This is a genomic window from Croceimicrobium sp. (assembly GCF_965228705.1).
Lineage (GTDB): Bacteria > Bacteroidota > Bacteroidia > Flavobacteriales > Schleiferiaceae > Croceimicrobium.
Genome location: NZ_OZ245832.1, coordinates 1,740,843 through 1,752,762 on the forward strand (window position 1 = coordinate 1,740,843; position 11,920 = coordinate 1,752,762).

Sequence of the window (11,920 nt, forward strand, 5' to 3'; positions counted from 1 at the left end):
GCGTTTGGCGTATACCCTAGGCGGTATATTTCCTAATGAATCATGAGGTTTAAAGTTGTTATAGTCATGCATCCACTTTTCTGTTTGCTCCCTTACCTGATGGATATCTTCAAAAATATATTTGTCCAGCACTCCTCGGCGGTAGCTTCCATTAAATCGCTCTATAAAAGCGTTCTGTGTGGGTTTGCCGGGTTGGATATATCTAAATTCTATTTCATGAATGACGCTCCATGATTTAGTGAGCTCAGCAATGAACTCGGGCCCATTGTCCATTCGGATCACATCGGGTTTACCCCTGCGATTGATTAAATGATTAAGCACATATACTACTCTGTTTGATGGAAGTGAGAAATCTACTTCGATATGTAGTGCTTCTCGATTGTAGTCATCAATTACCGTGAATGCACGAAACTTGCGCTTGTTTTCTAGTACATCATGTACAAAGTCCATACTCCAGGTCTGATTCGGCCTATCAGGCACCACTAACGGTTCTTTTACCCGAGCGGGTAATCGCTTCTTAACCTTTCGTCTTAAAGGTAGTTTTAAAGCCACATAAACACGATGTAGTCGTTTGTGGTTCCAAGTCTTGCCTTCATTACGTAAGCGGTGATAGGCGTTCCAAAAGCCTTCCTCAGAATGTTCTTTTGCTTTCGTCAGTAATGCTTCTTCCAGCTCACGATCATCCTTTGCTTGGGCTTGATAGTAATACACGCTTTTACTGAGGTTTAATACACGGCATGCCCTGCTAATACCGTAGCGTCTAGATATTTCCTGACCAATCTCTCTCTTACGGCAGGGCTTTAAAGCTTTTTTTCAATAATCTCTTTAGCTAGTTGATGATCTAGGGCCAGGTTCGCGTACATCTGCTTAAGCTTCCTGTTTTCCTCTTCAAGATCCTTTATACGCTTTAACTCCTTTCCACTCATGCCAGCATAACGCTCTCGCCATTTGTAAAACGTTGCGGTACTAACCCCGTACTCTCGGCTCAATTCCTGTGCACTTCTACCTTGATCAAACTCTTTCAAGACCCTGGCAATCTTCTCTGGCGAAAACTTACTCTTTCTCATAATCGACTGTTTAAAATTAATCCTATTCCTCTACTTTTAAACAGTTCGGTTTTAAGGGAAGCTTACACAAGGAACAGAAAATTAAATATCCAGAAATACACTCGGTAGAACTAACGTCTTATAGTTCACATCATTTCGAATTAACAGAATTAATAAACTGGCAAAAAACATACAGAGACTTTTCCCTTCTCGAATGCTATGAAAACAATTTTCATGACTGCCTTCCTTCGTATCCTACTTATGGACGCGAGAGGTTTGAAAAGCTCCAATCGCAGTTTCTTAACCTTGCAAAATCTCACAAAGAGAAAATAGAAGTAGAATTGCAACATGACGAAACTGGATTTGTTATTTGGCATTTCCCAGATGAAAAAAAGTTAGTTCTATATACAGGTGGCTTTTATGATGATGACGAACATCATTGTTCTGAGCTAAGGACTATTTTAGAAGAGAAAAGCACCTAACAAAACCTAAACTGCATTAAAACGCAGTTTAGCTAAACCGTTGGCAACAAGCTGAAAAACCGAACTGAAATCAAACAGTTATCGAATGACAAAAATTATTTCAAGTCCTAATTGTGGAAATTCACCGAAAATGGAGTTTTTAAAGGAATTCAATATTGCATTTGCAAAAGGAGACATTGAATCTATTTCCGAGTGTGTAACAGATGACATTGTGTGGAATAAAATTGGCAACAAAAAAATCGAAGGGAAAGAAAAATTTATAGTGGAATTGAAAAAAATGAAATCCTAAAAAGTAAGAGAATTAGTTCTTGAGCAAATATTGTCTCACGGAAAAGAAGGAGCTGCAAACGGAATTCTGAAAATGCAAGATGGAAAAAAATATGCGTTTTCGGACTTATATGTTTTCCAAGGAGCAAAAGGAACTAAAATTAAGTCGATGACCTCATATGTAATTGGGATTGAATGAAAACAGACGCCAACAAGCTTAAGAAACTCCCTACTAACATCAAACAATAGGTAAAAAGAAATGGAAACAGAGGAATATCCAAAAGTTTATATATATAGAAGAATAGTTCAAGCGAAATTATTTATTGACTCTAACTATGCAAATAAAATAGACGTTGACAATATTTCTGATGAAGCCTTTTTTTCAAAATTCCATTTTATAAGACTTTTCAAATCAATTTATGGAAAAACACCCCACCAATATTTGAAGTTCGTCAGAATTGAAAAAGCCAAGCAACTTTTGAAAACGGAAAATTCAGTAACCACAATCTGTTTTTCAGTAGGTTTTGATAGTCTTTCCTCTTTTAGTGGTCTTTTCAAAAGTACAACAGGTGAGTCACCTTCCGCATATTCAAAACGCCATCGGGAAACCAAAATGAAAATTCACAAAAAACCTTTAGCATTTGTACCGAGTTGCTATGCCTACCAACACGGATGGTTAGAAAATAGCAATTTTGAAGAAGCCAGCAAATAATTCAATGCCGATATTGCGAACGTATTAACACTAAAAAAATAGGCAATGATTACAAAAATGACTATTACCAATGTTAATGTTATCAACCAAGAAAGTGCTTATGATTTCTACGTGAACAAATTAGGCTTTAAACTCGTGGATGACATTGAAATGGGTCCAGGCACAAGATGGTTAACAGTTTCGCCACCCGAACAACCCGATTTACAAATAGTATTATTTCCCGTTACCGTGAGCAAGATGTTTCCAAAAGAAGTAGCAGAAAATTTAATAGAATTAATAAAAAAAGGTGTATTTGGCTGTGGAGTTTTTACTTGCAAAGACATTTTCGCAACCTATGAAGAATTAAAAAACAAGGGAGTGGAATTTATAAAAGCTCCAACCAAAGAATTTTATGGAACAGAGGCATTGTTCAAAGACGATTCAGGAAACTATTTTTCATTACAACCCCTAACCAATTTCGATGATGAAAACAATATTTGAAAAGTCAATGAGAGACGAATTGATTAGTCGGGTTAATGCCCTCAGCGAGGGCAACAAAGCAATTTGGGGAAAAATGAATGTTTACCAAATGACCAAGCATTTAAATATTTGGAATCAATGGGTTTTAGGTATTGATAACAATATACCCTATAAACAGGATTTACTTGGCAAACTTATTGGCAAAATGGTTCTAAAGAGCAATACAAAAAACGACAAACCTATGGGTAAGGGTGCACCTGCAGGTTCAAATTTTACAATCAAAGAAGAAAATGGCGATTTTGAAAAGGAAAAAAAGACCCTAATTAAATTAACTGAGCATTATGAACACTATAACAACCCAGATTTTATTCATGGTTTTTTTGGTAAAATGACTGAAGAGCAAATAGGAATTTTTGCTTATAAACATTACGACCACCATTTGAGGCAATTTGGAGTTTAATAATTAAAAATTAGTGAAGCAGAACGCAGAAAGCCAGTTGCCAACAATGTATATAAAAAATAGGCGAAACAGTAGTGAATTCAAGGGTTTATGCTCGTATCAAACTTTGTGCTTAACCGAAAGTTCAGCGTTTCGTAATCGCCTACTTTTCATATACTAACCGTTGTAGCCAAACAAAAAGGCAAACTTCCGTAATAATAAAGCCTTAACAACTTTTGATTTTCCCATTAGCTTAAAGCTAATAATAGGCAAATAAATCAATGAAGATCGAAAAGTCCCTCCGTGCACTCCTCCTCTCCGCGCCTCTGTGTTGAAGCAATTAAAACCCAACCATACACAAAGCATCTATATTTCGCTTTACTGCTCTAATACTGGTCTTAATAACCCGCTTCTTTTTCTGGCTATTTGAACCTGGGCATACCTGCTTCTTAGGCTAGTCTCACTTGTATCTCAATAAGCTTTTCTATCTTGTTGGTACCTTAAGATTTGCTATTTATCATCACTCCTTTTTGAGTTTATACCTTAGATGTTGTTGTATATCTGCAGGTTTGTTGAGGATAAAAACAAGTTGGGCAACATTTGAATGAAATACATCTCCATCATACTGACATTATCCTTTTTCCTGACTGGTGAACCTGGTTTTGGACAAGAACTACATTTTGGATATCATCTGGTAAATGAAGACAGTACACTTTCTCGGAACAACATAAAATCCTTGACTGTAAAGAATTGTATTGGGAGTAGTTGCATGGAAGTCAATTACGAATTTAATTCTCTAGGACTTATTACTAAACTTGCTCCGGCAATCATCAATCCCTATTCGACATGGGAATATTACCCAGACGGTAGAATAAAAGCTAAATACAGCAAGAATCACTGTTGTGATTCAGACACGATTTTTTCCTCGACACATTATGAGTATGGGTTCAATGATAACCTTAAATATGTGATCTATCGATCTTACAAAAATGGAATGGTGATTAAGGAAGACACCTTAGACAAGGAAAAAGAAGTTGACCTGAAAAACTATCCAACCATTCGAAACGAAATAGGTCAAGTTATCGAACAGACCTTAACCGACTTATACTATCCATGTGGTATCGTATTCAAAGGAACTCATAGAATTAGATACCACTATTTGGACAATGGACTTATCGATTATGGAAAAATCTACAACGACCAAGGTGAATTGATTGTAGACTTGAAATATGAATATGAAAAAGAAATAAAAACGTTGCCCAACAAAGGCTAAAGCTAATGCGGTTGACGGGTAAACAGTAAATTACAAATTCTAACTAAAATCCGTCTCGGTCGACTTTAATTCAGGTTCCAAACCCGCACTAGCTTTAGCCGAGCCGTTGGCGGTCATTGAAAATAGAATACGATAAATGAATGAAGGTGACATAATAAACTTTGGCAATTTGAAATGGCAAGTGTTAGACATTAAAACCGATAAAAAACTGATAATCACCAAAGACATATTAGAATTACGATGGTATCACAACGAGTTTGTTGAAATTACTTGGGCAGATAGTAAGATAAGAAGATATCTGAATGTAGCGTTCTATCAGTCTTTTAGTGAAGATGAAAAAGCTAGAATTATTCCAACTTTAAACAAAAACCCTGATAACCCTTGGTTCAAAACAAAAGGAGGACTTGATACTACGGACAAAATATTTCTCCTAAGCCTTGAAGAAGTGAGTAAGTACTTTGGTAATAGCTCAGAAAATTTGAAGAATAAAGGGAAACATAAATGGGCTATTGATGACGAAAATAATAGCATGAGACAGTCCCAATTCATGGATGATTTTCATTGGTGGCGACTCCGCTCACCTGGATATTACGGGCGGACTTCAGCGAGTATTAGTTCAAATGGGAACATATATGTCAGAGGTAATGGAGTATATGGAAGACCAAAAGACGGAGGTGGACTTAGACCTGCTTTATGGTTAAAACTTTAAATAATTGAAATAAAACAACGAACCGCCAACAAAGTGTATAGTGCATACTCTGCGGGATACGCTCCATACACAAACCGTTGTGGTGCATTTAAAACAGACAAATGACGGATAGAATTGAAATCCAGTTAAGTAAGACTAAAATTCTTCTACTTCTTATCGGTGCGTCCGTTTTTGTCGTTCTTGGAGTGCTTTTCATAATGAATCCAGAACAATTTAAAAGTCTGTTATTCCGAAATGCCGAGACAATTAGAATTGCAGGAATCGCAGCAATTGCGTTTTTTGGACTTTGTCTTGTGTTTATCGCAAGAAAGCTATTTGACAAAAAAGTTGGACTAACTATTGACCAAAACGGAATAACAGACAATTCTAATGCAACAAGTGTTGGGCTTATAGAATGGGATGATATAACTGATATTGGAATCGTTCAGGTGGCCTCAACAAAAATTTTAATGCTTCAGACTGATAAGCCTGACAAATACATTGACAAAGCAAAAAATGGAATTTCGAAAAGAGCAATGAAAGCAAATAATAAAATGTACGGCTCACCATTATCTATAATTTCAAACTCGTTGAAAATAAAAAATGACGACTTGGAAAAACTGATTAGAGAAGAATTTGAGAAAAGAAATAAATAAAAAACGACACCACAACAACACCTATACGCAATGCCCTTCGGGACACTGAGCATAGCCAAACCGTTACCACATATTTGAGAAACCACTTGCCATGAATGAATTGAATAAAATAGAATCAGATTTTGGAAAATAAGATATTAAAATATCTCTCAAAGCACACTTCAATTACAAGAGAGTTAGAGAATGCAGTAAACGAAAGTGCTTTTTTCAAAACCTATAAAAAAGGAACTATCTTACTCAAAGAAGGCAATTTTTCGAGTGAATGTTATTTCATATTAGACGGGTGTATTAGGAGCTATTTTTTGAAAGATGGTGAAGAAAAAACCATAGATTTTTTTATAGAAGAGGATGTTGTCACACCCGCCAATTATGGAAAATTAACACCCTCTCAGTATTACTTAGAATGTATTGAAGATACAGTTGTGAATGTGGGAAATCCAACCATAGAAAAAGAAATGTATCAAAAGTACCCACAATTAGAATCCTTATCAAGAGTAATAGCTGAAGTAATTTTAACAAAGCAACAAGAATCTTTTACTGAATTTAAAACATCCACCCCAGAAGAACGCTATTTAAATTTACTTAAAACAAAACCCGGTTTACTTCAAAGAGTCTCTCAATATCAAATAGCTAGCTACTTAGGAATTACACCAGAATCGTTAAGCCGAATCAGGAAGAGAATAATAAACAAATAAATTGATTTCTTAACTTAAGTCAATGAGCTCAAAATAACCCCATGATATTTTTGCGAAAATTTTAAATAGTGAAAATATAATGGATAAAATCAGAAAGAAATCAGTTACAGTTGGAATACTATTAATTCTTAGCATAACAGTAGGTGTTTTGAGCATAGACCCAGTAATTGATGAAATGGGCAATCTTGAAAGTGTTTCTATCCATTCAAACGCAATATTATATAGAGCTTTTTTGCAGTTTGTTTTGGCACTTATTTATGCAAGCATTCCTATTATACTATATTCCCTATTGGAAAAAATCAACGCAGATTTAACGATTAGTTTTCTTGTTTTCAGAAGTATTGCGGTAGCATTTATTTTCATAGGTTGGTTGAGCATACTGCTGTTATTGGCATTAAGTCAAGAATTTGTAAAAACAGGAAGCCCTGCATTATTGCATTTTCAAACATTGGATAATTTATTACGCTCGGGTAGAGATTTGGTAAACCACGTTGCAATGCCTTTAATTCTGAGTGTGGGTAACCTAATGTTCTATACTATTTTGTATCAATCAAAACTGATTCCTAGGTGGCTATCTGTTTGGGGGCTTGTTGCTACTATACTAAGTGGCATTGTAGCTAGTTTACTACTTATGTTTGGTATTATTGACATCATTACCCCTACTTATGTTTCACTAGCCTTCCCCACAGCTTTGTTTGAGTTAACTTTAGCTATATGGCTTCTTACACAAGGATTTTCTATAAAATATAATTAGTAAAAATAAAAATGTACCACCCAAGATTATATGGAGAATTTTATGAAATGGGCTTGAAGTATGGTAAACTACTTTATGATAAGGCAAACTTCATTATTCCAAATATAAGTACACAGAAAATGGATTTCGGACTTGAATCTTATGAAGAGCTGAAATTATTTTACCCTGAAGTTATTGAAGAAATTAGAGGCTTTGCTGTAGGAATCAAAGACGAATCTGAAAAGCTAGGTGCGTTTTTGTTGAGCATTGGTGTTTTCAATCCAACGGGACAGTGTAGTGTTTTTGCTTTTAAAAATGACAACTCAACTATAATAGGCCGGAATTATGATATGCTATTCGATTTTAAAAAATTCACCGAAAGTAGTCTTATAGCCCCAAAAGATAAATATTCCTACATTAGTCAATCGGATGTTTTTATTGGTCGTTCAGATGGAATTAATGAAAAAGGGCTTTCAATTGCTATGTCGTTCGTTAACGGCACGGAAATCCAAACGGGCATTAGTTTTCATTTTATCGTAAGAAAGGTTTTAGAAGATTGTGAAAATACACACCAGGCTGTTGAGCTAATCCAAAAAGCCAAAGTATCTACGGCAAACAATTTCTTGATTGCAGACAAAAATGGAGAAATAGCAGTAGTAGAGTCTGCACCACAAAAATGCATTGTTAGACGACCTGAAAAAAACGAACCATATATCTACATAACAAATCAATTTAAGACAAAGGAAATGCAACCTTTCGACCGTGGCGGAGTGGAATGGAGTAAAAGCAAGGAAAGATATAACGGATTAAAAGAAATTCTTGCCACTGTTGAAGAAATGGATTTGGAAAAAGCTAAAGAAATTCTTTCGAATAAATGTGTGTGTTTGAATTTAAAAAAAGAAAAATTCGGTACCATATGGTCAGTAGTCGCAAACTTGAACGAATTGAGTATTGAACGCGCAGAAACCAAACCAACAAATAAAAATTACAAATCGGAAACAAGATTGGATTGGTGGCTAAAGAAAAGGTGACACAATTCGAACATAAGAAAATTTAGTACCATGAAAATGCAAAGCATCATGTAACCTCCCCTAAGTTCAACCTGTGCTTAAATTAACTTGTTCTATTAGAATTAGAAGTTATTGGACAAGGAGAAGTCAGTATGAAAGGGCGTTGGCATAGCAAAGGAAAAGCCGTTATTATGACTGAAAACGGTTTGACTTTTGCTCCAAGCATGTCTGTCCTGTTATCAAAAGATTCTGATTCAGGTTTAACATATTCTGGAGACAAACCACTTTTTAGTTTTAAAAAATGAAAAAAGTGCCTAACTCGGTATATAGCAAATAGGCATTCGGTGGTTTTCGAGAGCTCGTGGTTAATTGAAACATTGATGAGGCTAAAGAAATCAGTCAAGTTTTCAAAGCGTTTTTAAAGGAAAACGATGGCTAACAAAACCTAAACGCAATGCCCTTCGGGATACTGCGCATAGCCTGACCGCTGTACACAAACTAAAAAATGAAACCTTCACAACTTTTGATTTTCCCTATTTATCTTAAAACTAATAATTGGCCAATAAATCAATGAAGATCGAAAGCCTCCTCTATGCTCTATTCCTCTCCGTGCCTTTGTGTTGAAGCAATCAAGCCCAACCCTACATAAAGCATCTATATTTCTCTTTACAGTACTAATACAGGTCTTAATATCAGGCTTCTTTTTCTGGCTATTTGAACCCGAGATATACCTGCTTCTTAGGCTACTACCTCTTACATCTCAATAAGCTTTTCTATCTTGTTGGTGCCTTATCACCCATTTCTGGGTTAATTCCTTAGATGCTGTTGGTTATCTGTAGGATTGTTGGGGATTAAATCAAGTAAGAGGTAATATTAAGTCACTACCACATCAGAAGATGCATAGAATTTTGAAAACAGAAAGGACCAATTGAAATGTATATATTATTCTCATTTATTATTATCGCAATATTGATAATAATAACATTAAGTACAAAATTCTCAGAGTTCAGAAAAGACAATGCAGATTTTTTAGGATTAATTATAACTATTGCTGCTACGTTTATTGGTGTATTTTTAGCAATCACGTTTACAAATAATTCTGAACTTCAAAAAGACAAAAAGAATGTAATTAAAATACTTGATGCTGCTTCAATTGATATAGACAACTCACTAAATAAGACTATTGCCACTTTAAATATTGGAAAAATATTTGCTGATTCAACTTATAGCGCCGTTGAACATGTAAAACACAATCCAATCAGAATGCCAAGTCTCTTTAGTTCTTTCATTGAGAATGATTTAATTTTAAGACATTTTACACCGGAAGGACTTCAAAATTATTCATTTTGTATGGAAGGATTAAAGACAATTCATGAGACAATAAAAATAAGTGAAATAAAGAATAATTCTTCAATTTTAGATAATGTTGAGATTTTTATTAAACATTTAGAATTTTCAAAATATTTAATTTCCGTAGAGAGAGCTGTCTTAAATAGAGACATCTCAAATAGCCAAGTTAAAGAATACTATGAAAGATATCGAACCAAACTCGTTGGCTTTAGCAAACAAGAGCTAGATAATATGATAAATAAATAAAATACTACCGCTAACACTTTGTATAAGTAATGGCAGGCAATGTGGTAAATATCAAGGTTTATTGCCCGCTCAAACTTCATAGCGGTTTGACAGGAAAGTGCCACGCAATCTACCACTACTCATACAATTTACCGTTGGCCAAAATTAACCGATAGATGAACATATTAGAATTAAATAACACAGAAGCTAGAGCGTTTTTTCTGAAAGAAGAAAGTTATTTTAATTTCGACTTACCTTCATATTTCACTTTCGAACAATTACTAAATGACCTTTCTGCGTCAATCCAAGAAAATGAAATTGAAACACTCTATCAAAATATAAATCCAGGCAACGGAAACCCCCAAAGACCATTCCCAGCCGAACTAGAAAAAGTAAATTATGTATTACTAAATAACAAGGATGGGAAATACTCATGGAGACCATATCAACTAATACACCCAGCAATATATGTTGCGCTAGTGCATAAAATCACAGATGCTGACAACTGGCAATTGATAAAGGATAGGTTTACACAATTTCAAGCTAATGAGAATATTATTTGTCACAGTATCCCACTACAATCAGAAGATGAGAATTCAGATACTGCCACTTCAATAATAAATTGGTGGAATGAAATTGAGCAAAAGTCAATAGAACTATCCTTGAGCTACGAATATGTTATGCACACTGATATTGCTGACTGCTACGGTTCCATTTATACTCACTCAATACCTTGGGCCGCGCATACCAAGCCTTTTGCAAAACAAAATAGAGGTTATCAGCACGTAGGAAATAAAATAGACAAGCTTTTGAGGGATATGTCATTTGGACAGACAAATGGCATTCCACAAGGGAGTTCATTAATGGATTTCATTGCAGAAATGGTACTTGGCTATGCTGATTTGTTACTTTCAGAAAAACTTGCCGAAAAGGACATTACTGAATATAAAATATTACGATTCCGAGATGACTATAGAATATTCACAAACAACCCTCAAACCTCTGAAGAAATAACTAAATATCTAACTGAAATCTTAATCGATTTAGGCATGCGTCTTAACGCACAAAAGACTTTCATTTCAAATAATGTCGTAATTGACTCGATAAAGCCAGACAAATTATATTGGAACTCTGTAAAAAAGAGCACTTCTAGTCTTCAAGGTCATTTATTATTACTTCATGATTTAGCGTCAAAATATTCCAATTCAGGTAGCTTACGAAAGGCTTTGGATAGGTTTTTTCATCGACTTAATATAGTTGAAGAGACAGATGAAAACATAAATGTTTTGACTAGTATAATTATGGACATTGCCTTTAAGAACCCACGAACATATCCAGTGTGTTGCGCTATTCTCAGTAAGTTGTTGAGTTTAACAACTGAGGAAGAAAACCAAAGACTACTAGAACTCATAAACACTAAGTTTGAAAAGATCCCAAACACGAGTCACATTAAAATTTGGCTACAAAGAGTAACTATCAAGTCGGATAGAAATATCCCATATAATGAAACTCTTTGCGACAAGGTGAACGACCCTACTGTTCAAATATGGAACTCTGATTGGTTAAATAATGATATAAAAGACATAATAGAAAACAGTTCGATAATTGATGAAAATGAAATCAATAAAATTGACATTATTATCGATTCAGAGGAATTTCAATTATTTGAATATTAAAATAAAACTGTGGCTAACAAGGTGTATAGTGCATACCCTTCGGGATATTCACCAGACACAAAACGTAGCCAACCAAAAAGGCAATCTTCCCTAAAAATGAAACCTTTACAACTTTTGATTTTCCCATTATCTTAAAACTAATAATAGGCAAATAAATCAATGAAGATCGAAAGTCCCCTCCCTGCTCTCCTCTAAACCTCCCTGCCTAC

General features: G+C 34.9%; 12 protein-coding genes and 1 pseudogene. 12 read left to right on the forward strand and 1 reads right to left on the reverse strand.

The window, feature by feature from the left end:
* Positions 1–3: 3 nt before the first annotated feature.
* Positions 4–1,067: pseudogene (locus ACO05P_RS07855) on the reverse strand (IS3 family transposase); the annotation flags it as partial.
* Positions 1,068–1,613: 546 nt separating this feature from the next.
* Between ACO05P_RS07855 and ACO05P_RS07860 the strand changes: the two are divergent.
* From ACO05P_RS07860 to ACO05P_RS07915, 12 genes are all read left to right on the forward strand, one after another.
* The gene (locus ACO05P_RS07860) at positions 1,614–1,817 is read left to right on the forward strand and encodes a hypothetical protein (RefSeq protein ID WP_421754619.1); all 204 of its coding nucleotides are present in this window, start codon (positions 1,614–1,616) and stop codon (positions 1,815–1,817) included.
* A gap of 237 nt (positions 1,818–2,054) precedes the next feature.
* Positions 2,055–2,507: an AraC family transcriptional regulator gene (locus ACO05P_RS07865; protein WP_421754621.1), complete on the forward strand. Its 453-nt coding sequence runs from the start codon at positions 2,055–2,057 to the stop codon at positions 2,505–2,507.
* 45 nt (positions 2,508–2,552) lie between these two features.
* Positions 2,553–2,987, forward strand: a complete 435-nt coding sequence (locus tag ACO05P_RS07870; protein WP_417610505.1) for a VOC family protein — start codon at positions 2,553–2,555, stop codon at positions 2,985–2,987.
* Positions 2,968–3,426 (forward strand): DUF1569 domain-containing protein, encoded by a 459-nt coding sequence (locus ACO05P_RS07875; RefSeq protein WP_421754623.1) that lies wholly within the window; start codon positions 2,968–2,970, stop codon positions 3,424–3,426. The genes ACO05P_RS07870 and ACO05P_RS07875 overlap by 20 nt, the downstream gene beginning before the upstream one ends.
* Before the next feature lie 583 nt (positions 3,427–4,009).
* Positions 4,010–4,678, forward strand: coding sequence for a hypothetical protein (locus ACO05P_RS07880; RefSeq protein WP_421754625.1), 669 nt, complete (start codon positions 4,010–4,012; stop codon positions 4,676–4,678).
* 136 nt (positions 4,679–4,814) lie between these two features.
* The gene (locus ACO05P_RS07885) at positions 4,815–5,387 is read left to right on the forward strand and encodes a DUF6273 domain-containing protein (protein ID WP_421754627.1); all 573 of its coding nucleotides are present in this window, start codon (positions 4,815–4,817) and stop codon (positions 5,385–5,387) included.
* A gap of 101 nt (positions 5,388–5,488) precedes the next feature.
* The gene (locus ACO05P_RS07890) at positions 5,489–6,022 is read left to right on the forward strand and encodes an STM3941 family protein (protein WP_421754628.1); all 534 of its coding nucleotides are present in this window, start codon (positions 5,489–5,491) and stop codon (positions 6,020–6,022) included.
* A gap of 122 nt (positions 6,023–6,144) precedes the next feature.
* A complete protein-coding gene (locus ACO05P_RS07895) occupies positions 6,145–6,717 on the forward strand; it encodes a Crp/Fnr family transcriptional regulator (RefSeq protein ID WP_421754630.1) in 573 nt (190 codons plus the stop codon).
* 79 nt (positions 6,718–6,796) lie between these two features.
* Positions 6,797–7,471 (forward strand): DUF4386 domain-containing protein, encoded by a 675-nt coding sequence (locus ACO05P_RS07900; protein WP_421754632.1) that lies wholly within the window; start codon positions 6,797–6,799, stop codon positions 7,469–7,471.
* An 11-nt stretch (positions 7,472–7,482) separates the two neighbouring features.
* Positions 7,483–8,481: a C45 family autoproteolytic acyltransferase/hydolase gene (locus ACO05P_RS07905; protein ID WP_421754634.1), complete on the forward strand. Its 999-nt coding sequence runs from the start codon at positions 7,483–7,485 to the stop codon at positions 8,479–8,481.
* A 912-nt stretch (positions 8,482–9,393) separates the two neighbouring features.
* Positions 9,394–10,056, forward strand: coding sequence for a hypothetical protein (locus tag ACO05P_RS07910; RefSeq protein ID WP_421754635.1), 663 nt, complete (start codon positions 9,394–9,396; stop codon positions 10,054–10,056).
* Between the two features lie 155 nt (positions 10,057–10,211).
* Complete coding sequence (locus tag ACO05P_RS07915) at positions 10,212–11,711, forward strand: RNA-directed DNA polymerase (RefSeq protein WP_421754637.1); 1,500 nt, start codon at positions 10,212–10,214, stop codon at positions 11,709–11,711.
* Positions 11,712–11,920: the final 209 nt, after the last annotated feature.